This is a genomic window from Bordetella sp. FB-8 (assembly GCF_000382185.1).
Lineage (GTDB): Bacteria > Pseudomonadota > Gammaproteobacteria > Burkholderiales > Burkholderiaceae_B > Bordetella.
Window position 1 is genome coordinate 1,511,116 of the sequence record NZ_KB907784.1, and the last position, 23,790, is coordinate 1,534,905.

Annotated in this window: 31 protein-coding genes, 1 tRNA gene and 2 pseudogenes; 8 read left to right on the forward strand and 26 right to left on the reverse strand. The window is 65.0% G+C overall.

Annotated features, from left to right (window positions below):
• Positions 1 to 33: 33 nt before the first annotated feature.
• From H143_RS20175 to H143_RS20180, 3 genes and pseudogenes are all read left to right on the forward strand, one after another.
• A pseudogene (locus tag H143_RS20175) lies at positions 34 to 387 on the forward strand (preprotein translocase); the annotation flags it as partial.
• A 79-nt stretch (positions 388 to 466) separates the two neighbouring features.
• Positions 467 to 733, forward strand: a complete 267-nt coding sequence (locus tag H143_RS0107210; RefSeq protein ID WP_255345345.1) for a type II toxin-antitoxin system RelE/ParE family toxin — start codon at positions 467 to 469, stop codon at positions 731 to 733.
• A gap of 2 nt (positions 734 to 735) precedes the next feature.
• Entirely contained in the window at positions 736 to 1,074 is a 339-nt protein-coding gene (locus H143_RS20180) for a helix-turn-helix transcriptional regulator (RefSeq protein ID WP_019937559.1), read from the forward strand.
• Between the two features lie 348 nt (positions 1,075 to 1,422).
• Here H143_RS20180 and H143_RS0107225 read toward each other — a convergent pair.
• From H143_RS0107225 to H143_RS0107235, 3 genes are all read right to left on the reverse strand, one after another.
• Positions 1,423 to 1,498: transfer RNA gene (locus tag H143_RS0107225), tRNA-Thr, on the reverse strand.
• A gap of 89 nt (positions 1,499 to 1,587) precedes the next feature.
• Positions 1,588 to 2,025 carry a ClpXP protease specificity-enhancing factor gene (locus H143_RS0107230; RefSeq protein WP_019937560.1) on the reverse strand — a complete coding sequence of 146 codons (438 nt, stop codon included), beginning with the start codon at positions 2,023 to 2,025 and terminating at the stop codon, positions 1,588 to 1,590.
• 23 nt (positions 2,026 to 2,048) lie between these two features.
• Positions 2,049 to 2,660 (reverse strand): glutathione S-transferase N-terminal domain-containing protein, encoded by a 612-nt coding sequence (locus H143_RS0107235; protein WP_019937561.1) that lies wholly within the window; start codon positions 2,658 to 2,660, stop codon positions 2,049 to 2,051.
• Between the two features lie 257 nt (positions 2,661 to 2,917).
• On the opposite strand from H143_RS0107235, the gene mscL reads away from it, so the two are divergent.
• From mscL to lipA, 3 genes are read left to right on the forward strand one after another with little or no spacing between them, the layout of a single operon-like run.
• On the forward strand, positions 2,918 to 3,349 hold the full coding sequence (gene mscL, locus H143_RS0107240; protein ID WP_019937562.1) for a large conductance mechanosensitive channel protein MscL: 432 nt from the start codon (positions 2,918 to 2,920) through the stop codon (positions 3,347 to 3,349).
• 40 nt (positions 3,350 to 3,389) lie between these two features.
• Positions 3,390 to 4,076 carry a lipoyl(octanoyl) transferase LipB gene (lipB, locus tag H143_RS0107245; RefSeq protein ID WP_019937563.1) on the forward strand — a complete coding sequence of 229 codons (687 nt, stop codon included), beginning with the start codon at positions 3,390 to 3,392 and terminating at the stop codon, positions 4,074 to 4,076.
• A 36-nt stretch (positions 4,077 to 4,112) separates the two neighbouring features.
• Positions 4,113 to 5,093, forward strand: a complete 981-nt coding sequence (gene lipA, locus H143_RS0107250; protein ID WP_019937564.1) for a lipoyl synthase — start codon at positions 4,113 to 4,115, stop codon at positions 5,091 to 5,093.
• 9 nt (positions 5,094 to 5,102) lie between these two features.
• On the opposite strand, the gene H143_RS0107255 is transcribed toward lipA, so the two are convergent.
• Complete coding sequence (locus tag H143_RS0107255) at positions 5,103 to 5,879, reverse strand: Nif3-like dinuclear metal center hexameric protein (protein WP_019937565.1); 777 nt, start codon at positions 5,877 to 5,879, stop codon at positions 5,103 to 5,105.
• 22 nt (positions 5,880 to 5,901) lie between these two features.
• On the opposite strand from H143_RS0107255, the pseudogene H143_RS20185 reads away from it, so the two are divergent.
• Positions 5,902 to 6,801, forward strand: a pseudogene (locus H143_RS20185) (trypsin-like peptidase domain-containing protein); the annotation flags it as partial.
• Positions 6,802 to 6,932: 131 nt separating this feature from the next.
• On the opposite strand, the gene tatC reads toward H143_RS20185, so the two are convergent.
• From tatC to H143_RS0107365, 21 genes are all read right to left on the reverse strand, one after another.
• Complete coding sequence (gene tatC, locus H143_RS0107265; RefSeq protein WP_019937567.1) at positions 6,933 to 7,727, reverse strand: twin-arginine translocase subunit TatC; 795 nt, start codon at positions 7,725 to 7,727, stop codon at positions 6,933 to 6,935.
• Positions 7,724 to 8,278 (reverse strand): Sec-independent protein translocase protein TatB, encoded by a 555-nt coding sequence (tatB, locus tag H143_RS0107270; protein WP_019937568.1) that lies wholly within the window; start codon positions 8,276 to 8,278, stop codon positions 7,724 to 7,726. Before tatB ends, tatC begins: the two co-directional genes overlap by 4 nt.
• Positions 8,278 to 8,505, reverse strand: a complete 228-nt coding sequence (gene tatA / locus H143_RS0107275) for a Sec-independent protein translocase subunit TatA (RefSeq protein ID WP_019937569.1) — start codon at positions 8,503 to 8,505, stop codon at positions 8,278 to 8,280. Before tatA ends, tatB begins: the two co-directional genes overlap by 1 nt.
• 13 nt (positions 8,506 to 8,518) lie before the next feature.
• The gene (locus H143_RS0107280) at positions 8,519 to 8,890 is read right to left on the reverse strand and encodes a histidine triad nucleotide-binding protein (protein WP_019937570.1); all 372 of its coding nucleotides are present in this window, start codon (positions 8,888 to 8,890) and stop codon (positions 8,519 to 8,521) included.
• Between the two features lie 10 nt (positions 8,891 to 8,900).
• Positions 8,901 to 9,245 carry a phosphoribosyl-ATP diphosphatase gene (locus tag H143_RS0107285; RefSeq protein ID WP_019937571.1) on the reverse strand — a complete coding sequence of 115 codons (345 nt, stop codon included), beginning with the start codon at positions 9,243 to 9,245 and terminating at the stop codon, positions 8,901 to 8,903.
• Positions 9,242 to 9,676 carry a phosphoribosyl-AMP cyclohydrolase gene (gene hisI / locus H143_RS0107290; RefSeq protein WP_019937572.1) on the reverse strand — a complete coding sequence of 145 codons (435 nt, stop codon included), beginning with the start codon at positions 9,674 to 9,676 and terminating at the stop codon, positions 9,242 to 9,244. The genes H143_RS0107285 and hisI overlap by 4 nt, the downstream gene beginning before the upstream one ends.
• A 21-nt stretch (positions 9,677 to 9,697) precedes the next feature.
• Positions 9,698 to 10,465, reverse strand: a complete 768-nt coding sequence (hisF, locus tag H143_RS0107295) for an imidazole glycerol phosphate synthase subunit HisF (protein WP_019937573.1) — start codon at positions 10,463 to 10,465, stop codon at positions 9,698 to 9,700.
• Positions 10,466 to 10,587: 122 nt separating this feature from the next.
• Positions 10,588 to 11,328 carry a 1-(5-phosphoribosyl)-5-[(5-phosphoribosylamino)methylideneamino]imidazole-4-carboxamide isomerase gene (hisA, locus tag H143_RS0107300; RefSeq protein ID WP_019937574.1) on the reverse strand — a complete coding sequence of 247 codons (741 nt, stop codon included), beginning with the start codon at positions 11,326 to 11,328 and terminating at the stop codon, positions 10,588 to 10,590.
• 83 nt (positions 11,329 to 11,411) lie between these two features.
• On the reverse strand, positions 11,412 to 12,077 hold the full coding sequence (hisH, locus tag H143_RS0107305) for an imidazole glycerol phosphate synthase subunit HisH (protein WP_019937575.1): 666 nt from the start codon (positions 12,075 to 12,077) through the stop codon (positions 11,412 to 11,414).
• A gap of 73 nt (positions 12,078 to 12,150) precedes the next feature.
• Positions 12,151 to 12,738 (reverse strand): imidazoleglycerol-phosphate dehydratase HisB, encoded by a 588-nt coding sequence (gene hisB, locus H143_RS0107310; protein ID WP_019937576.1) that lies wholly within the window; start codon positions 12,736 to 12,738, stop codon positions 12,151 to 12,153.
• A 66-nt stretch (positions 12,739 to 12,804) separates the two neighbouring features.
• On the reverse strand, positions 12,805 to 14,106 hold the full coding sequence (gene hisD, locus H143_RS0107315) for a histidinol dehydrogenase (RefSeq protein WP_019937577.1): 1,302 nt from the start codon (positions 14,104 to 14,106) through the stop codon (positions 12,805 to 12,807).
• Between the two features lie 210 nt (positions 14,107 to 14,316).
• Complete coding sequence (gene hisG, locus H143_RS0107320; protein WP_019937578.1) at positions 14,317 to 14,970, reverse strand: ATP phosphoribosyltransferase; 654 nt, start codon at positions 14,968 to 14,970, stop codon at positions 14,317 to 14,319.
• Positions 14,970 to 16,229: a UDP-N-acetylglucosamine 1-carboxyvinyltransferase gene (gene murA, locus H143_RS0107325; RefSeq protein ID WP_019937579.1), complete on the reverse strand. Its 1,260-nt coding sequence runs from the start codon at positions 16,227 to 16,229 to the stop codon at positions 14,970 to 14,972. The genes hisG and murA overlap by 1 nt, the downstream gene beginning before the upstream one ends.
• Positions 16,229 to 16,474, reverse strand: a complete 246-nt coding sequence (locus H143_RS0107330) for a BolA family protein (RefSeq protein WP_019937580.1) — start codon at positions 16,472 to 16,474, stop codon at positions 16,229 to 16,231. Before H143_RS0107330 ends, murA begins: the two co-directional genes overlap by 1 nt.
• A 22-nt stretch (positions 16,475 to 16,496) precedes the next feature.
• Positions 16,497 to 17,315: an ABC transporter permease gene (locus H143_RS0107335; RefSeq protein ID WP_019937581.1), complete on the reverse strand. Its 819-nt coding sequence runs from the start codon at positions 17,313 to 17,315 to the stop codon at positions 16,497 to 16,499.
• Complete coding sequence (locus H143_RS0107340; protein WP_019937582.1) at positions 17,312 to 18,115, reverse strand: ABC transporter ATP-binding protein; 804 nt, start codon at positions 18,113 to 18,115, stop codon at positions 17,312 to 17,314. Before H143_RS0107340 ends, H143_RS0107335 begins: the two co-directional genes overlap by 4 nt.
• Positions 18,116 to 18,191: 76 nt before the next feature.
• A complete protein-coding gene (locus H143_RS0107345) occupies positions 18,192 to 18,839 on the reverse strand; it encodes a phospholipid-binding protein MlaC (protein ID WP_019937583.1) in 648 nt (215 codons plus the stop codon).
• 9 nt (positions 18,840 to 18,848) lie between these two features.
• Positions 18,849 to 19,643, reverse strand: a complete 795-nt coding sequence (locus H143_RS0107350; protein WP_019937584.1) for a VacJ family lipoprotein — start codon at positions 19,641 to 19,643, stop codon at positions 18,849 to 18,851.
• Positions 19,644 to 19,651: 8 nt separating this feature from the next.
• Positions 19,652 to 20,164, reverse strand: coding sequence for an outer membrane lipid asymmetry maintenance protein MlaD (mlaD, locus tag H143_RS0107355; RefSeq protein ID WP_019937585.1), 513 nt, complete (start codon positions 20,162 to 20,164; stop codon positions 19,652 to 19,654).
• Positions 20,165 to 20,173: 9 nt separating this feature from the next.
• The gene (gene mlaE, locus H143_RS0107360) at positions 20,174 to 20,950 is read right to left on the reverse strand and encodes a lipid asymmetry maintenance ABC transporter permease subunit MlaE (RefSeq protein WP_019937586.1); all 777 of its coding nucleotides are present in this window, start codon (positions 20,948 to 20,950) and stop codon (positions 20,174 to 20,176) included.
• On the reverse strand, positions 20,947 to 21,807 hold the full coding sequence (locus tag H143_RS0107365; protein WP_026349819.1) for an ABC transporter ATP-binding protein: 861 nt from the start codon (positions 21,805 to 21,807) through the stop codon (positions 20,947 to 20,949). Before H143_RS0107365 ends, mlaE begins: the two co-directional genes overlap by 4 nt.
• A 319-nt stretch (positions 21,808 to 22,126) precedes the next feature.
• Here H143_RS0107365 and H143_RS22400 point away from each other — a divergent pair, with 319 nt between their 5' ends.
• A complete protein-coding gene (locus tag H143_RS22400; RefSeq protein WP_019937588.1) occupies positions 22,127 to 22,270 on the forward strand; it encodes a hypothetical protein in 144 nt (47 codons plus the stop codon).
• Positions 22,271 to 22,291: 21 nt separating this feature from the next.
• Here the strand turns inward: H143_RS22400 and H143_RS0107375 are convergent, their stop codons facing one another.
• Positions 22,292 to 23,758: a glutamate synthase subunit beta gene (locus H143_RS0107375; protein WP_019937589.1), complete on the reverse strand. Its 1,467-nt coding sequence runs from the start codon at positions 23,756 to 23,758 to the stop codon at positions 22,292 to 22,294.
• Positions 23,759 to 23,790 lie beyond the last annotated feature (32 nt).

The window sequence follows — 23,790 nt, forward strand, 5'->3', positions numbered from 1 at the left end:
GCCGAGCATTACCGACGCCTGACGGGGTGGTAATGGGAACCGTCGCCTTGGGTATTCGCCAGCAAGACGGCCAAGGACGGTCAGATGAAAGAACCGCGTATCGCCCACAACAAGGCGCTGACTGCTGCCGGCCTGCCCGCCCTATCCATACATGGCCTGCGCCGCTCCTTCGGCACCCTGGCCGAATGGGTAGAGTGCCCGGCCGGCATCAGCGCCCAAATCATGGGCCATAAGCCCAGCGCCATAGCCGAGAAGCACTACCGGCGCCGCCCCCTGGACCTGCTGCGCATGTGGCACGGCAAGATTGAAGCCTGGATTTTGGAACAGGCTGGCATCGAGCAACCCGCAGAACAGGCCGAGCCTGGATTGCGGGTAGTAAGCCAATAACCAGATATAGCAAAAAAGAGATAAAATAATGGCATAGACAGTCACCCTCCTACCTCAGGCAGAGGCGGAACTGCTGGCACTGCCAGGCGACATGCAAGCCAGGTTTCTGCACATCGCAGAAATGCTGCAAGAGTTTGGCCCGCAGCGCGTCGGCATGCCCCATGTTCGCCCCTTGGAGGGAAAGCTGTGGGAAATACGCATGAAGGGCCGTGATGGCATTGCCCGCGCGATTTACGTTGCTATGACCGGACAGCAATTGCATGTACTGCATGTCTTTGTGAAGAAAACAGAAAAAACGCCTCACCAAGCCATCGAGACGGCCTATGCGCGCATGAAGGAGAAATAACGATGAGCAGCCTTGCAACTTTGAAAAAGCGCATGCTGGCTAATCCAGATGTGAAAGCCGAGTACGAAGCGCAGGCGCCGGAATTTGAACTTGCGCGCGAGCTTATCGCAGCCCGTGCCCGCGCCGGCCTGACGCAAGAACAATTGGCCGACAAGATGCAGACCACGCAATCGACTATTGCGCGCATGGAGAGCGGTCGCAGCCTGCCATCCCTGCGCACACTGGCCCGCTATGCCGAGGCCACGGGCAGCCGCGCTGTGGTGCGCCTGGAAGCTGCTGAGCGCGTGCGGGTGGTAAGCACCAAGCGAGTTACCAAGGCAAAACCGGCAAAGCGCGTATAAGCATGGGATGCGTGGGCGCGAAGTGCGCGAGGCGCTGCGCGATGCTCGGGCCTTCATCCGGTATGGCCGCGAGCTGCTGGCGAAGCTGTAGGGGTGAATTTTCCGCAAGCATCGCGCGCGCGGGAAAAGGGTGGAGTGCCCGTCGTTTGTGGATGTGAGACCAGTATGTGTGCGCGCGCGAGGCAAGCGACGAAATCAACCCCATGCAAAGCCATCCAGGCGAACGGAGGCGATTCACGAACTACCGACCTTGCCGGTAAATTTGCCGCTGTGGGGTACACAGGGGGTACATGACCGCAGAAAAACAAAAGGCCAACCTGGAGAATTGGCCTAAGTGCTTGATTTTAATGGTGCCGGTGAAAGGAATCGAACCCTCGACCTTCTCATTACAAGTGAGCTGCTCTACCGACTGAGCTACACCGGCATGGACTCGCGTCGTGAATGGCGCGAGGCGGGGATTGTATTAGACGCGCGAATTGTGCTGCGCGTTGGTAGGCCGTCGCGGCAACGGTCTCATTTGACGATGGTCAAGCGCGGCCGCTTGGGTGTGTCGTCGCCATCGGTCGGCGATGCGGCGCCGGGGGCAGAGGCCACGGGTTCCGCCACCGGCACGGACGCCGGGCGTTCGCCCGGCTCGTAGGGCTGCACCTCGAAACCCATGCCGGTGCCGGTTTCACGCGCGTAGATGGCGCTGACGGCCCCGATCGGCACCGAGACGTTCTCGGTGATTCCGCCGAACCTGGCCTGGAATTCAATGAATTCGTTGCCCAGCACCAGGCTGTGCGTGGCCAGTGTGCCGACGTTCAGGGTGATCTGCCCGTCGCGCACGTGCGCCGGCGGCACCAGGGTGTGCGCGTCGACATGCACGGTGACGTAGGGCGTATAGCCGTTGTCGGTACACCATTCGTGCAGCGCACGGATCATGTAGGGTTTGGTCGAGGTCTCGCCCATGGCGTGTACGTTTTGCATGCCGTTTAGCGGCGCATGACCTTTTCGGACGGCGTGAGCGCCTCGATGTAGGCCGGCCGCGAGAAGATGCGTTCGGCGTACTTCTGGATCGGGGCGGCGTTCTTGGGCAGTTCGATGCCGTAGTGGTCCAGGCGCCACAGCAGCGGGGCCACGGCCACATCGAGCATGGAGAACTCCTCGCCCAGCATGTACTTGTTCTTGATGAGGATGGGGGCGAGCTGGGCCAGGCGGTCGCGGATGTTCTGGCGCGCCAACGCTATTTTCTTGTCGTCGGGCTTGGCGCTGCGGTCTTCCAGGGTGGACACATGCACGAACAGCTCTTTCTCGAAGTTGTAGAGGAAGAGGCGGGTGCGCGCGCGCATGACCGGGTCGGCCGGCATCAGCTGCGGATGGGGAAAGCGCTCGTCGATGTACTCGTTGATGATGTTGGACTCGTACAGCACCAGGTCGCGCTCGACCAGGATGGGCACCTGACCGTAGGGGTTCATGACTGAAATGTCTTCGGGCTTGTTATACAGGTCGATATCCCGGATTTCGAAGTCCATGCCTTTCTCGAAAAGCACAAAGCGGCAGCGTTGCGAAAAAGGGCAGGTCGTGCCGGAGTAGAGCACCATCATGGCGGGTAAGTCCTTGTATTTAAGAGCAAAGCCCAGAATCCGCGCTAAAAATGGGGACACTGGCGCGTAGCCGATTATGGAGTTAGTGTAGCTTTTTTTCTGCAGGCGCGTTTCCGGAAAGCCACAAGGCGTGGTCCGGGCAAGGCGTTGTGGCGATTTGTAACAATGGCGCCATTGCGGCTGCGTATCATAGCCACCGGCCTGGCCGGAACCGTTTGTTCAAACCGAATATGGGCTTGCGTCATAAGGGGATAAAAATGAGCTTTGTCAAAGAATTTCGCGCTTTTGCCGTCAAAGGCAGTGTCATCGACCTGGCCGTGGGCGTGATCATCGGAGCGGCCTTCGGCAAGATCGTCGATTCGCTGGTCAAGGACATCGTCATGCCCATCATCAACTTCGTGCTGGGGGGATCGGTGGACTTCACCAACAAGTTCATCGTGCTCGCCATGCCCAAGGGATACACCGGCCCGATGACCTATGCCGACCTGACCAAGGCCGGCGCCAACGTGCTGGCCTGGGGCAACTTCGCCACCATCATCATCAACTTCGTCCTGCTGGCCCTGGTGATCTTCTGGATGGTCAAGGGCATCAACATAGCCCGCAAGAAGGACGAGGCGCCCACGCCTGCTCCCGTCACGCCCGAGGACGTGGCGCTGCTGCGCGAGATCCGCGACTTGCTCAAAAAGTGAGTCCAAGAGGGCCGGCCGTCTTTGATATGAAAGCAGTGTGATGCAGGTTCGCGTTCTGCCCTCCCCGGCGCCGTATCGGGAAACCTGGGAGGCCATGCGGGCCTTCACCGAGGCGCGCTCGGTCGATACGCCCGACCAGATCTGGCTGGTCGAGCACCCGCCCGTCTTCACCCTGGGCCTGGCGGGCAAGCCCGAGCACATCCTGGACGCGCATGGCATCGAGGTAGTCCGGACCGACCGCGGCGGCCAGGTCACTTATCACGGCCCCGGGCAGGTCGTGGCCTACGTGCTGCTGGATCTGCAGCGAGCCGGTTACTTCGTCAAGGAATATGTGCGCCGCGTGGAGCAGGCCGTGATCGATCTGCTGCGCGAGCTGGGTATTGCCGATGCATGCCTGAAACCCGGCGCGCCAGGCGTCTATGTGTCCTGGCCGCGTGGCAGAGGCGGATCTGTCGCGGCAACGCAGCCGACGGAACTGGCCAAGATCTCCGCACTAGGCATCAAGGTGCGCAACGGCCGCACGTACCACGGCGTGGCGCTCAACGTGGATATGGACCTGGCCCCCTTCACCTGGATAAACCCCTGCGGCTATGAGGGTTTGCGCACCGTCGACCTGGCCGCGTGCGGGTGCCGCATCGGCCTGCGGGAAGCGGGCGAGCGGCTGGCCCTGACCCTGGAGCGTGCCCTGTCCGCCCCGCGCACGCCAGCCGGCCCGCAGCCGGGGTAGCAGTAGAATGGGGTTCGGACGAACGGAACCCCTGCAATGACTTCTGTACCTGAATCTCTCGCCGCGCCCCAGGCTTCTGACCCGCATCAGAAGCAAAAGAACAAGTTCAAGGTCAAGACCATTCCCATCGAGGTCGAAAAGCCGGCCGACCGGTTGAAGAAGCCCGAATGGATCCGCGTGAAGGCGGCCACGACCGGCTCGCGCTTTTTCGAGATCAAACGCATTCTGCGCGAGCACAATCTGCATACGGTGTGCGAAGAAGCCTCCTGCCCGAACATCGGCGAATGCTTCGGCAAGGGCACGGCCACCTTCATGATCATGGGCGATAAGTGCACGCGGCGCTGCCCGTTCTGCGATGTGGGCCACGGTTATCCCGACCCGCTGGACAAGGACGAGCCGATCAACCTGGCGCGCACTATTGCCGCGCTCAAGCTCAATTACGTGGTGATCACCTCGGTGGATCGCGACGACCAGAAAGACGGCGGCGCAGCGCACTTCGTCGATTGCATCGCCCGTACGCGCGAGCTGTCGCCCAATACGCGTATCGAGATCCTGGTGCCGGATTTCCGCGGTCGCCTGGATCGCGCGCTGGCCATTCTGAACGCCGGTCCGCCGGATGTGATGAATCACAACCTGGAAACGGTGCCGCGTCTGTACAAGAAGGCCCGGCCCGGTGCCGATTACGCGCATTCGCTCAAGCTGTTGGCCGAATTCAAGGCGCTGCATCCGGACGTGCCCACCAAGTCCGGCCTGATGCTGGGTCTGGGCGAAACCGATGATGAAATCCTGCAGGTGATGCGCGACATGCGTGCGCACAATGTGGACATGATCACTATCGGGCAGTATCTGCAGCCTTCCGAGTATCACCTTCCGGTGCAGCGGTATGTGCACCCCGATACGTTCGCGATGTTCGAGCGCGAGGCGTATGCGATGGGCTTCACGCACGCCGCGGTGGGGGCGATGGTGCGCTCTTCATACCATGCGGACCAGCAGGCGCATGCGGCCGGGGTGGCCTGAAGCCGCAGGTCACACCGGGTTGTCGATATCGATGAATTCGACCTTGATCCCGAAATGCTCGGCCACAGCCGCGCCCAAGGCCTGCACGCCGTAGCGCTCGGTGGCGTGGTGGCCGGCGCAAATGAATCCGGTGCCGGTTTCGCGTGCCAGATGCACGGTCGGCTCCGAGGCTTCACCCGTGATGTAGGCGTTGGCGCCGGCTTCGATGGCGGCGTCCAGCCAGCCTTGTGCGGCACCGGTACACCAGGCGATGCGGCCGATGGGTTGCGCGAGATCGCCCACGGTCAGGGGCGCGCGGTTCAGGCGCTGGGCGACGCGTTCGGCGAGTTCGCCCAGCGTGGACAGCCCGGGGGCGGTGCCCAGCCAGATGAGATTGTCGGGCCCGCAGGTGTCGGGCAGGCCGTTCGCGCCGGTTTGCGGCGTCAGGCCCAGGATACCGGCAAGCTGAGCGTTGTTGCCCAGCCTGGGGTGGGCATCGAGCGGCAGGTGGTAGGCGAAGAGGTTGATCTCGTGGGCCAGCGCCAGCGCCAGCCGCGTGCGGCGGGGACCGCGTACGCGCGGGTCTTCGTTTTTCCAGAACCAGCCGTGGTGTACCAGCACAGCGTCGGCCTTGCGTTCGACGGCGGCGCGCAGCAACGCCTCGCTGGCCGTGACCCCGGCGATAATGGAACCTATGCGCTCGCGCCCTTCGACCTGAAGGCCATTGGGGCAGTAGTCCTTGAAACGCGCGGCTTGCAGGGTGTCGTCCAGCCAAGCGGCCAGTTCGCGGGTGGCGATCGTTTTCATCGTTGAGGTGTTCCAAGGGATCATGCGTCGCCTTTGGCTGATATTTGCACAGGCCGTCACGATTTGTCTGGCCATTTTATTCGTCATCACCACGCTGCGGCCGGACTGGCTGCGACTGGCCGGGCCGTATCAGCCCGCGCCGCGGCAGGCCGATCTGGAGCCGCCGTCGCGCTTGCCCAATCCGGGCAGCCCGGTGCTGGGCCGTGGGCCGGCGGCAGTGCGGCGCGGCGGCCTGGTGTCGTATGCCGACGCCGCGGCGCGCGCGATGCCGTGGGTGCTCAACGTGTACACCACCAAACACGTGGATGTACCCCTGGTGCCGTTGCCCGACGATCCCACGCTGCAGCACCTGCTCGAGCAGGTGCCGGGCATGAGCCGGCGCCGGTCCGCCTCCAGCCTGGGTTCGGGCGTGATCATGCGCAAGGACGGCTACGTGCTGACCAACTACCATGTGGTCGAGGCGGCTGATGCCATCGAGGTTGTCTTGAGTGATGGTCGCAAGACGGCAGCGAAGTTGGTGGGTTCGGATCCGGATACCGACTTGGCCGTGCTCAAGCTGGAGGGCAAGTTGAGCCGTTTGCCGGTAGCGGCGCTGGCGCCCGACAACTCCCTGCGGGTGGGCGACGTGGTGCTGGCCATCGGCGACCCGTTCGGCGTGGGGCTGACCACGACGCAAGGCATCGTCTCGGCCCTGGGCCGCAATGGGCTGGGTATCAACACGTTCGAGAATTTCATTCAGACCGACGCGGCCATCAATCCGGGCAATTCGGGCGGCGCCTTGATCGATACCCGCGGCCAATTGGTGGGTATCAACACCGCCATTTATTCGGACACAGGCGGTTCAATGGGCATCGGTTTTGCCATTCCCGTTGCGGCGGCGCGGCAGGTCATGGGCAAGATCATCCACGCTGCCCGGGTAAAGTAGCCACAAGGCGCAGGCTGCGTCGGGTCGGCCGTGCCGGCGCATGCGGACGCAGGTGTGTGCGGTGCCTAGGCAGGCCGCACCTATTGCAGGCCGCACCTATGCAGGCCGCACCTATGCAGGCCGCCCGTTCAGTCGCGCTCGGTCAGGTCGGTGGAGGCGGATTCTTCCTTGCTCTTTCTGGGCTGTACGAAGCGGGCGGCCAGCAACCCCAGCTCGAAGAGCAGGCACAGGGGTACGGCCAGCAGGCACATGCTGAGCATGTCGGGCGGCGTGACCACGGCGGCGATGACGAAGGCGGCCACGATCATGTAGCCGCGCATGCTGCGCAGCTTGTCCAACTGCACGATGCCCGTCTTGACCAGCAGCACCACGATCACCGGTACCTCGAAGGTGACGCCGAAGGCCAGAAACATGGTCATGACGAAGCTGAGGTAGGCCTCGATGTCCGGCGCTGGCGTGATCGAGTGCGGGGCGAAGTTGGCAATGAAATGGAAGACCGTGCGAAAGACGAAGAAATAGCAGAACGCCATGCCCAGGATGAAGAGCAGCGTAGTGGAGACGATGAGCGGCAGTGCCAGGCGCTTTTCGTGGCGGTACAAGCCGGGGGCGACAAAGGCCCAGGCCTGGTAGAGCACGATGGGCAGGGCGATCACCAAGGCGGCCATCATGGTGACCTTGACCGGCACCATGAAGGGCGTGATGACGCCGGTGGCGATCATGTGCGTGCCCTGCGGCAACGCATTGAGCATGGGTTTGGCCAGCAGATCGTAGATGAACGAGGCACCGGGGTAGAGAAAGAGCGCAATGAATACCACCGCTACCGCCGCGCCGGCCTTGATAAGGCGCGAGCGCAACTCGATCAGGTGGGAGATGAAGCTTTCTTCTTTCTGCGTTTCTTCTTCGGGGCTGGCGGTAGAACTCACGTGGGCGTACCCGTGGTGGGGTTGACGGGTGGTTTGGCCGGCGGCTCGGGCGGCGCGGCAACCGCGGGCATGGTTTGGGCCAGAGGCAGTTCGGCCTGAGCCGAATGGACCTGTGTCGGGACCGGGGCAGGCTCGGCGGATGCCGTTTCCTGTGCGCCGGCCTCGGGCGCGGCCAGGGCAGGCGCCGCAGCTTCTGCAACAGGCTGCTCGGCCAACGCGGCGTTGGGATCGACGATGCGCTTTTTGGTCTCGGCCATGGCGTCGTCGAGCTGGGCCTGCAAGGTTTGCCCGGCGCTGTGGATGGTGTTCTGGGTTTCCTGCAGCGAGTTGCGCAGTTCGCCCGCGGCTTCATCCATGCCCTGCTTGAGCTTGCGGAACTCGTCGAGCTCGATCTCGCGCTGGATGTCGGCCTTGACGTCGTTGACATAACGCTGCGCACGGCCCATCAGATGGCCGACGGTGCGGGCCACCTTGGGTAGGCGCTCGGGACCGATGACCACCAGCGCGACTACGCCGATGGTCGCCAGTTCGGCAAAACTGAAGTCGAACATCAGGGCTGGGTTTTCTCTTTGGCCTCGACGTCGATGGTCTCGCCCGTGACGATCTTTTGCGCGACTTGCTGCGGGGCCGGGTCAGCGGCGCCGTCCTTCATGCCTTCCTTGAAGCCCTTGACGGCTACGCCGAGATCGGAGCCGACGTTGCGCAGTTTCTTGGTGCCGAAGATCAAAGCCACGATCACCAGAACGATCATCCAATGCCAAATGCTGAAGCTGCCCATTTGAGAGACTCCTTTAAGCGGCCGGCGTGGCCATGCGTGCCTGCCATGGGCGCGGGCCGCCGAGTATGTGGAAATGCAGATGGGGGACTTCCTGGCCACCGTCCTTGCCGGCGTTGGCAACCAGGCGGAACCCGCCTTCGGGCCCGGGGCGGCAACCGTTCTCGGCAGCCAACCGTGGGATCAAGACCATCATTCTACCCAACCAACCGGCGTCGGCGGCGCTAACGTCTTCCAGTGAAACAAAGTGTTTGCGCGGAACCACCAACAGATGCACCGGCGCGGCAGGGTTGATGTCGTGAAAGACGACGCAATCCTCGTCCTCGTGGACTTTCGTGGACGAGATGTCGCCTTTGACGATCTTGCAGAAGATACAGTTTTCGCTCATGGATGCCTCATTAGGCAGGACGACGGGCTTTTTCTTCAAGTCCGGAAAGACCCTCGCGGCGGGCCAGTTCGGCCAGCACGTCCTCGGGGCGCAGATTGTAGTGCGTGAGCGCGACCAAGCAATGGAACCACAGATCGGCGGTTTCGGAAACGATGCGCTCGGCCTGCCCGTCCTTGGCGGCCATGACGAGTTCGGTGGCTTCCTCGCCGATCTTCTTCAAAAAGGCGTCGGGTCCTTTGGACAGGAGCTTGGCCACATAGGAAGTTTGCGGGTCGCCGCCGCGGTCGGGACGACGCATGGCCAGGGTGTCGGCCAGGCGGGCCAGCAGGTCGCCGGTGGATACGGGATCGGTCATTTGTAGATCAGTTCGGGGTCTTTGAGCACCGGGTCGACGGTGATCCAGGCCGCCTGCTCGGCCGTGCCGTCCAGGCGGCGGTAGAAGCAGCTGGCGCGGCCGGTGTGGCAGGCGATGCCGCCGATCTGCTCGACTTTGAGCAGGATGACATCGCCGTCGCAGTCCAGTCGCAGCTCATGCACCTGCTGCACGTGGCCGGATTCCTCTCCCTTGCGCCACAGACGCTTGCGCGAGCGCGACCAGTACACGGCGCGGCCGGTGGCGGCGGTCTCGTACAGTGACTGGCGGTTCATCCAGGCCACCATCAGCACCTGGCCGGTATTGGCGTCCTGGGCGATGGCGGGGATCAAGCCTTGTTCGTCGAAGGCGACCTCGGCCAGCCAGTCGGGCTGACCGGTGTCGACGGGGGGCTTGCGGTGGGTGTCGCACATGAAAGTCTCGCTGGCGGTTTTTCAGAGCCGCACGGGGATGCCGCGCTCGGCCATGTACGCTTTGCACTCGCGCACGGAATGCTGGCCGAAGTGGAAGATGCTGGCCGCCAGCACGGCGCTGGCGCGGCCCAGCGTGACGCCGTCGGCCATGTGCTGCAGATTGCCCACGCCGCCGGAGGCGATCACGGGCACGGGTACGGCGTCGGACACCGCGCGCGTGAGCGCCAGGTCGAAGCCGGCTTTGGTGCCGTCGCGGTCCATGCTGGTGAGCAAAATCTCGCCCGCGCCGTAGGCGGCCATGCGGCGCGCCCAGGCGATGGCGTCCAGGCCTGTGGCCTTGCGGCCGCCGTGGGTGTAGACCTCCCAGCGGTCGGGCGCGCCTTCGGATGAGGCCTTGCGCGCATCGATGGCCACCACGATGCATTGCGAGCCGTGGTAGTCGCTGGCGGCACGCACCAGTTCGGGATTGGCCACGGCGGCACTGTTGATGCTGATCTTGTCCGCGCCGGCGTTGAGCAGGCGCTGGATGTCGGACACCTGGCGCACGCCGCCGCCCACCGTGAGCGGAATGAAGACCTGCGAGGCCACCTGCTCGATGATGGGCAGGATCAAGTCGCGGCCGTCGCTGGTGGCGGTGATGTCCAGGAAGGTGAGCTCGTCGGCGCCCTGCTCGTCGTAGCGGCGCGCGATCTGGACCGGGTCGCCGGCGTCGGTAAGGTTGACGAAGTTCACGCCCTTGACCACGCGCCCGGCGGTGACGTCCAGGCAAGGGATGATGCGCCGAGTCAAAGCGCTTGTCGCGCTTTGACTCGGCGCATCATCCCTTGCGGGGCGTCCGTGGACTCCCCCCCCTTGGTCCCCCCCTCCGAGAGGGGGGGGGGGGAGATGCGTCGTGCGGGCGTTGTCGCTGTTCATTGCGCGAGTTCGTCGGCGCGGGCCTGTGCGGCCTCGAAGTCGAGCGTGCCTTCGTAGATGCTGCGGCCCAGGATGGCGCCTTCGATGCCTTCGTCTTCGACGGCGCAAAGGGCGTCGATGTCGGCGATGCCGGCGATGCCGCCGGAGGCGAACACGGGGATGCGCACGTGCTGCGCCAGGCGCACGGTGGCCTCGATGTTCACGCCCGAAAGCATGCCGTCGCGGCCGATGTCGGTGTAGATGATGGCTTCGCAGCCGTAGTCTTCGAATTTCTTGCCCAGGTCGAGCACGTCGTGCTTGGTGAGCTTGCTCCAGCCGTCGGTGGCCACTTTGCCGTCGCGCGCGTCCAGGCCGACGATGATGCTGCCGGGGAAAGCGCCGCAGGCATCGTGCAGGAAGCCCGGGTTCTTGACCGCGGCGGTGCCGATGATGACGTAGGAGATGCCGGCGTCGAGATAGCGCTCGATGGTGTCGAGGTCGCGGATGCCGCCGCCGATCTGTACCGGGATTTCGTCGCCCACGGCTTGCAGGATGGCCTTGATGGCGACGCTGTTGGCGGGCTTGCCGGCCACGGCGCCGTTCAGGTCAACCAGGTGCAGGCGCCGCGCGCCCAGTTCCAGCCAGTGGCGGGCCATGGCGGCGGGTTCTTCGGAGAACACCGTGGCATCGTCCAGGTCGCCCTGGCGCAGGCGCACGCAGTGCCCATCTTTGAGGTCGATGGCGGGGATCAGCAGCATGGTCAATGGCGCTTGTCTTGAAGTGTGGAAGGTGAAGAAAAATGGCTTGCCATGCATGACGGGCAAGCCCGGCAGGCGGGGTGTTAAGGGTTCCAGTCTACAAAATTGCGGTAGAGCCGCAAACCGTGTGCGGCGCTCTTTTCCGGATGGAACTGCACCGCGAAAATGTTAGCCGCGGCTACGGCGCAGGTAAAGGCAAGGCCGTAGTCGCTCATACCCACGGTCAGTCCGGGGTCGGCGGGGGCGGCGTAATAGCTGTGTACGAAATAGAAGTACGTGCCGTCGGGAATGCCTTCCCACAGGGCATGCGGGCGCGTCTGGCGCACGCGGTTCCAGCCCATGTGCGGCACCTTCAGGCGTTCCAGGCCGTCGTCGGCCGCCGGTTCGCCGGCCGCCGGTTCGGCGAACTGCGGGCCGGTGAAGCGGCGCACCGTGCCGGCGAAGACGCTCAGGCCGGGCGTGTCACCTTCTTCGCTGCGCTCGAACAACATCTGCTCGCCCACGCACACGCCCAGCAGAGGCTTCTCGCGCGCGGCGCGCAGCACCGACTCGCGCAGGCCCGACTCGTGCAGCGTGCGCATGCAGTCGGCCATGGCGCCCTGGCCGGGAAAGACGACGCGGTCGGCCGCGGCGATCTGGCCGGGCTGGTTGCAGATGCGGATGTCCGCATCCGGGGCGGCGTGCGCAAGGGCGCGCGCGACGGAATGAAAATTGCCCATTCCGTAATCGACGATGGCGATGGTGCTCACGGGTCTCGTGGATGGGTGATCGCAGCGGTAGGCGACGCGGCGGGAACTGCCGGGTGCAGCGCCGCGGGGTTTATTACAGTACGCCCTTGGTCGAAGGCATGGCGCCGTTCTGGCGCGTGTCGACCTCGGCGGCCATACGCAGCGCGCGGCCGAAGGCCTTGAAGACGGTTTCGCACTGATGGTGCGCATTGACGCCGCGCAGATTGTCGATGTGCAGTGTGACCAGGGCGTGGTTGACGAAGCCCTGGAAGAATTCGCGCGTGAGGTCGACGTCGAAGCTGCCGATGCGCGCGCGCGTGAAGTCGATGTTGAACACCAGGCCGGGACGGCCGGAGAAATCGACCACCACGCGCGACAGGGCTTCGTCCAGCGGCACGTAGGCGTGGCCGTAGCGGCGCAGGCCGGCCTTGTTGCCGACGGCTTTGGCCACCGCCATGCCCAGCGTGATGCCGACGTCCTCGACAGTGTGGTGGTCGTCGATGTGCAGATCGCCCTCGGCCTGGATGTCCAGATCGATCAACCCGTGGCGGGCGATCTGATCGAGCATGTGGTCGAGAAACGGCACGCCGGTGGCGATGCTCTGCTTGCCGGTGCCGTCCAGGTTGATCGCGACGCGGATGCGCGTCTCGTTGGTATTACGGGTGATTTCGGCGGTGCGCATGTCGAAATGCTCGGTGTGTTCGGAACGCGCGGGCGTATGGGCGCCCGCGCGTCTTGCAAGCCTATTCTAGTCCAGACGGTAGCGGGCGCTGGCGGCGTGGGCCTGCAGGCCTTCGCCCATGGCCAGCTCCACAGCGATGCGGCCCAGCGTCTGCGCGCCCTGCCGCGATACCTGGATCAGGCTGGAGCGCTTCTGGAAATCGTACACGCCCAGGGGCGAGGAGAAGCGCGCGGTGCGCGAGGTGGGCAACACGTGGTTGGGGCCGGCGCAATAGTCGCCCAGCGCCTCCGAGGCGTAGCGGCCCATGAAAATGGCGCCGGCATGGCGGATCTTGGCGGCCCAGACTTCGGGCTGCTCGGTGGAGATTTCCAGGTGCTCGGGGGCGATGTCGTTGGCGATGGAACAGGCCTCGTCCAGGTCGCGTACCTGGATCAGCGCGCCGCGGTTGGCCAGGCTGGTGCGCAGAATGTCCACGCGGGGCATGTCCGGCAGCAACTTTGCGATGGCCGCTTCGACCTGCTGCAGGTAGCCGGCGTCCGGGCACAGCAGGATGGCCTGGGCCAGCTCGTCGTGCTCGGCCTGGGAGAACAGGTCCATGGCGATCCAGTCGGCCGGCGTCTTGCCGTCGCAGATGACCAGGATTTCGCTGGGGCCGGCGATCATGTCGATGCCCACCACGCCGAACACGCGGCGCTTGGCGGCGGCCACGTAGGCATTGCCGGGGCCCACGATCTTGTCCACGGCCGGAACGGTGGCCGTGCCGTAGGCCAGGGCGCCCACGGCCTGCGCGCCGCCCACGGCGAAGGCCCGGTCTACGCCGGCGATGGCGGCGGCGGCCAGCACGATGGGGTTGCGTACGCCGTCGGGCGTGGGCGTGACCATGATGACTTCGGGTACGCCGGCCACTTTGGCGGGGATGGCGTTCATCAGCACCGAAGACGGGTATGCGGCCTTGCCGCCGGGCACGTATAGGCCCACGCGGTCCAGCGGGGTGATCTTCTGGCCCAGCGTGGTGCCGTCGGCCTCGGTATACGTCCAGGTCTCGCCACGCTGGCGCTCGTGATAGGCGCGCACGCGGTCGGCGGCGGCCTGCAGGGCCTCGCGCTGCGCGGTGGGCAGGGCGACGAGCGCGGCATGCCAGTCGGCCTTGGGGATCTCCAGCGCGGCGACGGAATCGGCCTGCACCCGGTCGAAGCGTCGCGTGTAGTCCAGTAGCGCGGCATCGCCCTGCGTGCGTACGGCGGCCAGGATTTCGGCGGCGGTGCGGTCGATGGATTCGTCTTCGCCGGCTTCGAAGGCGAGCAGCTTGGCGAGGTCGGCTTTGAAGCCGGGATCGCTGGAGTTCAGGCGGTTGATGATGGCAGGCATGGTATCTGGTCTTGTCTGAGTTTTTGAGCCGCATGGGCGCCGCGGGCGTAAAGCGCTCAGGCGCCTAAGCGGCGGGGTCGGCCGCCGCCTTAGGCGGCCGAAGTCCCTTCCTGACTGCCCCGTCGCTTAGGCGCCTGAGCGCTTTACGCCCGCGGCGTCCATGCTGGGTTCAGTGGGTCAGGGCGCGGCTCATTGCATTGCTTTGTTGGATCAACCCAGCGTAGCACGCGCGAACGCGTCGATGATGGGTTGCAGGCGCTCGCGGCGGGTCTTGAGCGCGGCCTGGTTGACGATCAGGCGCGAGGAGATCGGCATGATGTCCTCGACGGCGACCAGGTCGTTGGCGCGCAGGGTGTTGCCGGTGGAGACCAGATCGACGATGCAGTCGGCCAGGCCGACCAGCGGCGCGAGTTCCATCGAACCGTAGAGCTTGATGATGTCGACGTACACGCCCTTGTCGGCGAAGTGTTCGCGCGCGGCGCGCGGATATTTGGTGGCCACGCGCAGGCGCGCGCCCTGGTGCACGGCGGCTTCGTAGTCGAAGCCGCGGCGCACGGCCACGCACAGGCGGCAGCGGGCGATGTCCAGGTCGATGGGCTGGTAGAGCCGGCCGGGCTGGTCCTCGGCGTATTCGTGCAGCACGTCCTTGCCGGCGATGCCCAGGTCGGCCGCGCCGTATTGCACATAGGTGGGGACATCAGAGGCGCGCACGATGATCAGGCGCAGGCCCGGGTCGCTAGTGGGCAGGATGAGCTTGCGCGAGTCTTCCGGGCTTTCGGGTACGGAGATGCCGGCTTCGGACAAGAGCGGCAAGGTGTCGTCGAAGATGCGGCCCTTGGAGAGGGCAAGCGTGATCGGTTCCATCAGGGCTTTCCGGTGAGTCGTTCGATCTGGGCGCCCAGGCCGCTCAGTTTGCGTTCCATGCGGTCGTAGCCACGGTCCAGGTGGTAGACGCGGTCGATCACGGTCTCGCCTTCGGCGACCAGGCCGGCGATGACCAGGCCTGCCGAGGCCCGCAGGTCGGTAGCCATGACCGTGGCGCCGGACAGGCGGGGCACGCCGCACACTACGGCGGTGTGGCCGTCGATGTCGATGCCGGCGCCCATGCGGCGCAGTTCCTGCACGTGCATGTAGCGGTTTTCGAAGATGGTCTCGACGATGAGCGCGGTGCCGTCGGCCACGGCATCCAGGGCCATGAGCTGGGCCTGCATGTCGGTGGCAAAGCCGGGGTATTCGTGCGTGCGGGCGCCCACGGCGCGCGGACGGCCTGAAATGGCCCCGCGTATCCAGTCGGGGCCGGTCTCGATGGTCAGGCCTGCTTCGATGAGCTTGTCCAGTGTGGCGCCCATGTGGTCAGGCGCGACGTTGCGCAGCATGATGTCGCCACCGGCCGCGCCCACGGCGCACAGGAAGGTGCCGGCTTCGATGCGATCGGGGATGACGCGGTGCTCCGCGCCATGCAGGCGCTGGACGCCTTCGATGACGATGCGATCGGTGCCGTGGCCCTGGATGTCGGCGCCCATCTTGATGAGCAGTTCGGCCAAATCCACGACTTCGGGTTCGCGCGCGGCATTTTCCAGCACGGTGCGGCCTTCGGCCAGCACGGCGGCCATGAGCAGGTTCTCGGTGCCGGTGACGGTGACCATGTCGGTGCGGATCGATGCGCCTTTCAGGCGCGTGGCGCGCGCCACGATGAAGCCGTGCTCGATCTCGATTTCGGCGCCCAGTGCGGCCATGCCCTTGATGTGCTGGTCCACCGGACGTTGGCCGATGCCGCAGCCGCCGGGCAGCGAGACGCGCACTTGGCCAAAGCGCGCAAGCAGCGGCCCCAGCACCAGCACGGAAGCGCGCATGGTCTTGACCAGGTCGTAGGGGGCTTCGAGTTTGTCGACTTTGTCGGCTTGCAGGACGACGGTCTCGCCATTCTGCTCGGCGCGCACGCCCATCAGGCGCAGCAGCTTGAGCATGGTGTTGGTGTCGTTCAGCGCCGGCACATTGGCCAGGTGCACCGGGTCGGCCGTGAGCAGGCCGGCGCAGAGGATGGGGAGCGCGGCGTTCTTGGCGCCGGAGACGACGACTTCGCCCTGCAACCGGCGGCCGCCGGTGATGCGCAATTTGTCCATCAATCACCCGCCTTGGCGTATTCGCCGGGAGTGAGGGTGCGCATCGACAGCGCGTGAATTTCGGCCTTCATGCGATCGCCCAGCGCAGCGTAGACGAGCTGGTGGCGAGCGATGGGGCGCTTGCCTTCGAAGGCGTTGCTGACGATGACGGCGTCGAAATGCGAGCCGTCGCCGGTGACATCGACATGTTCGCAGGGCAGGCCCGCGGCGATGTAATCGCGTACCTGTTCGGGGGTGGGAAGCATGGTCGGATCCTGTGCGAAAGTATCAGAGACGGAGCTTGTAGCCGCTGGCTAGAAGGCGTAGCGCAATCAGCATGAGCGCTGCGAAGACGCCGGCCACGACGGCCAGGCTATGCCAGGGCGACACATCGGACACGGCGAAGAAGCCGTATCGAAAGCCGTCGATGGTGTAGAAGAGCGGGTTCCAGTGCGACACGGCCAGCCAGAAGGGCGGCAGGGTATGGATGGAGTAGAACACGCCGGACAGGAAGGTGGCCGGCATGATGAGAAAGTTCTGGAAGGCCGAGAGCTGGTCGAATTTTTCCGACCAGAGGCCGGCGACCAGGCCCAGCGTGCCCATGATGCCGCAGGACAGCAGGCCGAAGGCCAGCACCCAAAGAGGCTGCGCCGGCATGAGCGGCGCGAAGTACAGGGCCACCAGCCAAACGCACAGGCCCACCGCCAGCCCGCGCGCCACGGCGGCCAACACGTAGGCGCCGAAGATCTCGTAATGCGACATGGGCGGCAGCAGGATAAACACCAGGTTGCCCGACATGCGGCTCTGGATGATGGACGAGGACGGGTTGGCGAAGGCGTTCTGCAGCATGCTCATCATCATCAGCCCGGGGATGAGGAAGGCCGTGTAGGGCACACGCCCATACACCAGCGTGTGGCCTTCGAGCACGTGGGCGAACACTACCAGGTAGAGCAAGGCGGTGATGACGGGCGCGGCGACAGTCTGAAAGGCGACCTTCCAGAAGCGCTGCAACTCTTTGCGCAGCAGCGTTGGAAAACCCAGTCCGGCCTGCAGCTGGGGCTGCAGCGGCGCCGTGGGCGGCGCGAGGGGGGCGATGGGCGCATTCATGCCGCGATCTCCCGAGCCGCTGGATCGGGCGCTTCGTCGTGCATGATGCGCATGAAGGCCTCTTCCAGGTCCGCGCCGCCCACGCGCGCCAGCAAGGCGGCCGTGGTGTCCAGCGCCACCAGCCTGCCGCGCTTGAGCATGGCGATGCGGCCGCATAGCGCCTGGGCTTCTTCGAGATAATGGGTGGTCAGCATGATGGTGTGCCCCGCGCGGTTCAAGCGCGAGATGAACTGCCACAGGCTGTGGCGCAGATCGACGTCCACGCCGGCGGTGGGCTCGTCCAGCACGATGACCGGCGGGCGGTGCACCAGGGCCTGCGCCACCAGCACGCGCCGCTTCATGCCGCCGGACAGGGCGCGCATATTGCTGTCGGCCTTATCGGACAGCCCCAGGTTGTGCAGGATCTCGTCGATCCAGTCGTCGTTGTGGCGCAGGCCGAAATAGCCGGATTGGTTGCGCAGCGTCTCGCGTACCGTGAAAAAGGGATCGTAGACCAGCTCTTGCGGCACAACGCCCAGAGCGCGCCGTGCTGCCTTGTAGTCGGACACGACGTCGTAGCCGCATACGCTGGCCTTGCCCTGGGTGGCGCGGGCCAGGCCAGCCAGGATGGAGATCAGCGTGGTCTTGCCAGCCCCGTTGGGACCGAGCAGACCGAAGAATTCGCCCGGCTCGATGCGCAGGCTGACATCGTCCAGGGCCTGGAACCCCGGGGTGGCCGGTTGGCCCAGCCATTTGCGCCAGCCGCGCGGGCGCGGCGGGTAGATTTTTGAGATGTGTTCGAGATGGACGGCGGCGGACATGGGTAAACATCAGCCCGATCACTGGGATCGGGCTGGAAAAGAGCGAATTTCACATTATATAAGGGTGAAATTCCGATCAGTTGCCGCTGTTGCGCTGGTTGAGCGCCTTGATCAGTCCGTCGATGCCGCTCTGCTCGATCTGCTGCGCGAACTGGTTGCGATAGTTTTGGATCAGCCAGACCGCTTCCACGTTCAGGTCGTAGATCTGCCAGCCTTGTGGGCCTTTGCTCAGGCGGTAGTCGACCTCGACGGGCTGGGCGTTGGTGTTGGCGGTGATGGTCGTGCGCACGACGGCATCATCGCCCTGCACGTCGTTGGAGCGCTTGGGCAGCAGCTTGATGGTGGTGCTTGGGTCCACGCGGGTGAGCGCACCGCTGTAGGTGCGGATCAGGGTGCCGCGAAAAGCCTGGGCCAGATCGGTGCGTTGCTGCGGCGTGGCCTGGCGCCAATAGCGGCCGGCGGCCAGGCGCGTGGTCTTCTCGAAATCGACATGGGGCAGCACGTATTGGTCCACCACCTTGTTGATGCGCGCGATGTCGCTTTCCTGGGTGGAGCCGCCGGCCTTGAGCGCGTCCAGGGCTTGGTTGGCGACCTTGAATACGAGCTGCTCGGGCGAGCTGTTGGGGTCGGGCTTGTCGGTCTGGGCCTGGGCGGCGACAGCCACACAGGCCAGGAGCGTGGCGCACAGCAGGCGCTGCAATATAGCGGGGAAAGAGGACAACATGAAAACTCCTTACTTGGCCGGCGCGGCCGGCGCGGCGGACGGGGACGGTGCCATGGGCGCGGCCTTGTCTTGCTCGTCATCGTTATAGTTGGGCAGAGCCTCGTGGTTCGGCTTGTTGCCGCGCACCATGGCCGCGCGATGCTGCAGGTAGGCATCGCGCACGAAGCTGTAGGGATCGAGCGCGGTATGGTCGATCGTATTGGTCACATCGAGCAGGCTGGCTCGCCTGTCGACGAAATACAGGCCGTAGAGCGAATTGCGCAGGCCCACGTTGCGGATGTCGCGCAGCTCCAGCGGGTCGCCGAACCAGTCGGCGGTCATGCCTACGCCGTCGCGCACTGTGCTCGGTCCGAGCAGGGGCAGCACCAGGTACGGCCCCGGCTTCAGGCCCCATACGCCGAGCGTGGTGCCAAAGTCGCTGGGGATCTTGGGGTCGCCGGTGCGCGAGGCGATGTCCAGGCAGCCGCCCAAGCCCATCGTGGTGTTCAGCATGAAGCGGCCCCACATATTGATGGCATCCAGGCCGCGCTCTTGCAGCATGAGGTTGATGCCGCCCCAGATATCGCCCAGGTTGCTGAAGATGTTGTGCACGCACGATTGCACCGGATTGGGCAGGACCGTGGTGTAGACCGTTGCCACGGGCCGCATCACCAGGTGATCGACCGTGTCGTTGAATTTGTAGACGCCGCGGTTGAATCCTTCCCAGGGGTCGCGGGGATCGGGATGGGATGGCGCGGCGCAGCCGGCCATCAGCGCGCAGGCCAGTCCTGCAGCGGCGAAGCGAGAGGTAAGGGACATGCTCATGGCGATGATTATGGGTGCGTGCCGCTGGGGGAAGGGCTATTATTGCCCGGGGCACCGGCGGTGCCTTGCTTGTCGGCCGTGTTGTAGAGGAACTTGCTGATCAGGTTTTCCAGCACGACCGCGCTTTGTGTATAGCGGATTTTGCCGCCCGCCGCAAAATTCTGATCGTCGGCGCCGGCGCTCAAGCCGATGTATTGCTCGCCCAACAGGCCCGAGGTGAGGATAGCGGCCGAACTGTCCCGGGGGAATTTGTAGGCCGAATCGATGTCGAGCGTGACATCGGCCTGGAAGTTCTTGTTGTCAAAGCCGATGGCGGCCACGCGGCCCACCACCACGCCGGCGCTCTTGACCGGCGCGCGCACCTTCAGGCTGCCCACGTTGTCGAAGGAAGCGGTCAAGGGGTAGGTGGGTGCGAACGAGAAGCTGCTCATATTGCCGGCTTTCAGCGCCAGAAACACCAGCGCGGCGGCGCCCAGCAGCACGAACAGGCCTACCCAGAAATCGGTTTTCGTCTTGGACATGATTGTTCTCTAGCCTCCGAACATGAGGGCCGTCAGCAGGAAATCCAAACCCAGCACGACCAGCGAACCCACCACGACGGTGCGGGTGGTGGCGCGCGCCACGCCTTCTGGCGTGGGCTGTGCGTGCCAGCCTTCGTACAAGGCCACCAGTGTCACGGCAACGCCGAACACCAGGCTTTTGAGGACGCCGTTGGCCACGTCCTTCCATACATCCACGCCGCTTTGCATCTGCGACCAGAAGGCGCCGGAGTCCACGCCGATGAGCAGCACGCCCACCGCCCAGCCCCCTAGGATGCCTACCATGGAAAACACAGCGGCCAGAATGGGCATGGCGATCACCCCGCCCCAGAAGCGCGGCACCAGTACGCGGCGTAGCGGGTCGACGGCCATGACTTCCATGGCGGCCAGCTGTTCGCCGGCCTTCATCAGGCCGATCTCGGCGGTGAGCGAGGTACCGGCGCGACCGGCAAAGAGCAGCGCCGTGACCACCGGTCCCAGCTCGCGCACCAGCGACAGGGCCACCAGCAGGCCCAGGGCTTCCTCGGAACCGTAGCGGTTGAGCGTGTAATAGCCTTGCAGGCCCAGCACGAAGCCCACGAACATGCCCGAGACGGCCACGATCAGCAGCGAGTAATTGCCGATGAAGTGGATCTGCTGCGAGACCAGTCGCGGCCGGCGCAAGGCGATGCCGCTTCTTGCCAGCAGGGCGCCCAGAAAGCGGGCGAAGTAGCCGACCCCGCTGACCAGGCCCAGCGCCCAGGCGCCCAATGCGCTGACCGGGTTCATGTCCGGCTTTCCTTATCGCGCGCTGTGCGGCCGCCCGGTTGTTGTGCAAGCCAGGCTTCGAAAGCCGGCGTGTCGGGGTAGTTGAAAGCCACGGGGCCGTCGGGTGCGCCGTCCAGGAACTGGCGAACATAGGGGTCTTGCGAAACTTTGAGTTCCTGCGGCGTGCCGGCCGCGGCCAGCTTGCCCTGGCCTACCAGGTACACCCGGTCGGCGATGGCGAAGGATTCGGCCACATCGTGCGTGATCAGCACTGAAGCGCAGCCCAGTTGGTCGGACAGATGGCGGATGAGCCGGGCAGTGATGCCCAGGGAAATCGGATCGAGTCCGGCGAAGGGTTCGTCGTACAGGATGAGCTCCGGTTCCAGCACCACGGCGCGCGCCAGCGCGACGCGGCGCGCCATGCCGCCGGAGATCTCCGCGACTTTCAAGTGGGCCGCTGCGCGCAGGCCGACCGCGTCGAGCTTGGCCAGCACGCGCTCAAGGATAGCGGCTTCGTCGTGCCGGGTGTGTTCGCGCAAAGGAAAGGCGACGTTCTCGAAGACGTTCAGGTCGGTAAAGAGCGCACCTTGCTGGAACAGCACGCCCATGCGCTGGCGCAGGGCCCGCAGCCCCGTGGACGACTGCGCGCCGATATCCTGGCCGAAGACCCTGACCGTGCCGCCTTGGGCGGGGATCTGGCCGGTGGCCGCGCGCAGCAGCGTAGTCTTGCCCGACCCCGAACCGCCCATGACGGCCACGACCTGCCCGGCCCGGGCCTGCATCGAGATATTGCCGAGCACGGTGAAGTCCCCATAGCCCAGGGTCACGCTGTCCAGAGACAGAGCGGGATCCCGAGGGGGGGGGGGACTTTCAGGCATGAGCAGCAGAGGGACTGTTGGCACGGCGTTGATTGTAATGTAGTCACGTCTTGCGCCTCATCAGGGCGGTGGGGGCGGGCGCTTCATCACATGACTTCGACCGGTTTCAGGTCTCTCGCCAAAACCTTGCCTCTTGCATGGAAATCCACCATCGCCGGCAAGGTCGGGCTGGCGTATCCCAGCAGTTTGCGTGTGCCTTGGCCAGCCAGCCCTCGCCGCGCCAGCGCCTGTACTTGCCGTCGATGCCATGCGCTTGGCACACCGTATTGGCCGCTTCGCGCAGAAATAACGGCTTTCCTGCACGCGCAAAGGCGCGCCGATGGCGGACGAAACGCCAAGCCTGCTGACTTGGCGCGGGCAAATGAGCGCGCGTCAAGCCGTGCGAAAAATTGTCGGCGCGATGGCGCGATATCTCGTCTCGACCGGAGAGTCCGGTGCCGGTTTCGTGCAGGATCTTGACTAGAAAAACCGCGCGTGCCGGCGATCAGCGCGGCAGGTCGCTGGCGCCCATCAGGAACTCGTCCACGGCGCGCGCGCACTGACGGCCTTCGCGGATGGCCCAGACCACCAGCGACTGGCCGCGGCGCATGTCGCCGGCGGCGAAGACCTTGTCGACGCTGGTGCGGTAGTCGTCGGTGTTGGCGCGTGCATTGCCGCGCGCGTCGCGATCCAGGCCGAAGGCATCGAGCACGGTCTGCACCGGCGAGACAAAGCCCATGGCCAGAAGCACCAGGTCGGCTTTCATTTCGAATTCCGAACCGGGGACTTCGGCCATTTTCATCTGGCCGGTGGCTTCGTCGCGAGTCCATTCGACGCGCGCGGCAATGAGCTTCTCGACCTTGCCGTTGCTGCCTTCGAGCCGCTTGGTGACCACGCTCCAGTCGCGCTGGCAGCCTTCGTCGTGTGAGGACGAGGTGCGCAGCTTGAGCGGCCAGTAGGGCCAGACCAGCGGCTTGTTCTCGGCCTGGGGCGGCTGGTCGGTGATCTCGAATTGCATGACCGAGGCGGCGCCGTGGCGGTTGCTGGTGCCCACACAGTCCGAGCCAGTGTCGCCGCCGCCGATCACCACCACGTGCTTGCCGGTGGCCTTGGGCTGGCCGCTCACGCGGTCGCCCGCCACGGCCTTGTTCTGCGGGCGCAGAAAGTCCATGGCGTAGTAGACGCCGGACAGTTCGCGTCCCGGGATGGGCAGGTCGCGCGGGGTCTCCGCCCCGCCGGACATGACCACGGCGTCGAAATCGATCAGCATCGACTCGGGTGTGCGCACCGTCAGGCCGTCAGCGGCCTTGTCCGTGGGCTTGCCGACGTAAGTCGCGGGGGCGAACTCCACCCCTTCGGCTTCCATCTGGGCGATGCGCCGGTCGATGAGCGGCTTTTCCAGCTTGAAGTCGGGAATGCCGTAGCGCAGCAGCCCGCCGATGCGGTCGCTCTTTTCGAACAGCGTCACGGCGTGGCCGGCGCGCGCCAGTTGCTGGGCGCAGGCCAGTCCCGCCGGACCCGAGCCGACCACGGCGACCTTCTTGCCGGTCTTGCGCACGGGCGGCTGCGGCTTGATCCAGCCTTCGGTCCAGCCCTTGTCGATGATGGCGTGCTCGATCGACTTGATGCCCACGGCATCGTCGTTGATGTTGAGTGTGCACGCGGCTTCGCACGGAGCCGGACAGATGCGGCCGGTGAATTCCGGGAAGTTGTTGGTGGAATGCAGCACATGCAGCGCCTGCTGCCATTGCTGGCGGTACACCAGGTCGTTCCAGTCGGGGATGATGTTGTTGACCGGGCAGCCGTTGGTGCAGAACGGAATGCCGCAATCCATGCAGCGGGCGGCCTGCTGCTTGGCCTGGCCGTCGTCCAGGTGCAGGACGAATTCGCTCCAGTGCTTCAGACGCTTTTGCGGGGCTTCGTACGCTTCTTGCAGGCGTTCGAATTCCATGAAGCCGGTGATCTTACCCATGTTCGAGTCCTTGTCGGGTCGCGGTTGCTTTT

What these genes read in the sequence shown, in the direction of transcription:
- H143_RS20180 (WP_019937559.1), top strand. Translation starts at nt 736, where the DNA reads ATGAGCAGCCTTGCAACTTTGAAAAAGCGCATGCTGGCTAATCCAGAT.
- H143_RS0107230 (WP_019937560.1), bottom strand. Translation starts at nt 2,025, where the DNA reads ATGGGCGAGACCTCGACCAAACCCTACATGATCCGTGCGCTGCACGAA.
- H143_RS0107235 (WP_019937561.1), bottom strand. Translation starts at nt 2,660, where the DNA reads ATGATGGTGCTCTACTCCGGCACGACCTGCCCTTTTTCGCAACGCTGC.
- mscL (WP_019937562.1), top strand. Translation starts at nt 2,918, where the DNA reads ATGAGCTTTGTCAAAGAATTTCGCGCTTTTGCCGTCAAAGGCAGTGTC.
- lipB (WP_019937563.1), top strand. Translation starts at nt 3,390, where the DNA reads ATGCAGGTTCGCGTTCTGCCCTCCCCGGCGCCGTATCGGGAAACCTGG.
- lipA (WP_019937564.1), top strand. Translation starts at nt 4,113, where the DNA reads ATGACTTCTGTACCTGAATCTCTCGCCGCGCCCCAGGCTTCTGACCCG.
- H143_RS0107255 (WP_019937565.1), bottom strand. Translation starts at nt 5,879, where the DNA reads ATGAAAACGATCGCCACCCGCGAACTGGCCGCTTGGCTGGACGACACC.
- tatB (WP_019937568.1), bottom strand. Translation starts at nt 8,278, where the DNA reads ATGTTCGACTTCAGTTTTGCCGAACTGGCGACCATCGGCGTAGTCGCG.
- tatA (WP_019937569.1), bottom strand. Translation starts at nt 8,505, where the DNA reads ATGGGCAGCTTCAGCATTTGGCATTGGATGATCGTTCTGGTGATCGTG.
- H143_RS0107280 (WP_019937570.1), bottom strand. Translation starts at nt 8,890, where the DNA reads ATGAGCGAAAACTGTATCTTCTGCAAGATCGTCAAAGGCGACATCTCG.
- H143_RS0107285 (WP_019937571.1), bottom strand. Translation starts at nt 9,245, where the DNA reads ATGACCGATCCCGTATCCACCGGCGACCTGCTGGCCCGCCTGGCCGAC.
- hisI (WP_019937572.1), bottom strand. Translation starts at nt 9,676, where the DNA reads ATGTGCGACACCCACCGCAAGCCCCCCGTCGACACCGGTCAGCCCGAC.
- hisA (WP_019937574.1), bottom strand. Translation starts at nt 11,328, where the DNA reads ATGCTGCTGATCCCCGCCATCGACCTCAAAGATGGGCACTGCGTGCGC.
- hisB (WP_019937576.1), bottom strand. Translation starts at nt 12,738, where the DNA reads ATGCGCACCGCCGAAATCACCCGTAATACCAACGAGACGCGCATCCGC.
- hisD (WP_019937577.1), bottom strand. Translation starts at nt 14,106, where the DNA reads ATGCCTGCCATCATCAACCGCCTGAACTCCAGCGATCCCGGCTTCAAA.
- hisG (WP_019937578.1), bottom strand. Translation starts at nt 14,970, where the DNA reads ATGGAACCGATCACGCTTGCCCTCTCCAAGGGCCGCATCTTCGACGAC.
- murA (WP_019937579.1), bottom strand. Translation starts at nt 16,229, where the DNA reads ATGGACAAATTGCGCATCACCGGCGGCCGCCGGTTGCAGGGCGAAGTC.
- H143_RS0107330 (WP_019937580.1), bottom strand. Translation starts at nt 16,474, where the DNA reads ATGCTTCCCACCCCCGAACAGGTACGCGATTACATCGCCGCGGGCCTG.
- H143_RS0107335 (WP_019937581.1), bottom strand. Translation starts at nt 17,315, where the DNA reads ATGAATGCGCCCATCGCCCCCCTCGCGCCGCCCACGGCGCCGCTGCAG.
- H143_RS0107340 (WP_019937582.1), bottom strand. Translation starts at nt 18,115, where the DNA reads ATGTCCGCCGCCGTCCATCTCGAACACATCTCAAAAATCTACCCGCCG.
- H143_RS0107345 (WP_019937583.1), bottom strand. Translation starts at nt 18,839, where the DNA reads ATGTTGTCCTCTTTCCCCGCTATATTGCAGCGCCTGCTGTGCGCCACG.
- H143_RS0107350 (WP_019937584.1), bottom strand. Translation starts at nt 19,643, where the DNA reads ATGAGCATGTCCCTTACCTCTCGCTTCGCCGCTGCAGGACTGGCCTGC.
- mlaD (WP_019937585.1), bottom strand. Translation starts at nt 20,164, where the DNA reads ATGTCCAAGACGAAAACCGATTTCTGGGTAGGCCTGTTCGTGCTGCTG.
- mlaE (WP_019937586.1), bottom strand. Translation starts at nt 20,950, where the DNA reads ATGAACCCGGTCAGCGCATTGGGCGCCTGGGCGCTGGGCCTGGTCAGC.
- H143_RS0107365 (WP_026349819.1), bottom strand. Translation starts at nt 21,807, where the DNA reads ATGCCTGAAAGTCCCCCCCCCCCTCGGGATCCCGCTCTGTCTCTGGAC.
- H143_RS22400 (WP_019937588.1), top strand. Translation starts at nt 22,127, where the DNA reads ATGGCGGACGAAACGCCAAGCCTGCTGACTTGGCGCGGGCAAATGAGC.
- H143_RS0107375 (WP_019937589.1), bottom strand. Translation starts at nt 23,758, where the DNA reads ATGGGTAAGATCACCGGCTTCATGGAATTCGAACGCCTGCAAGAAGCG.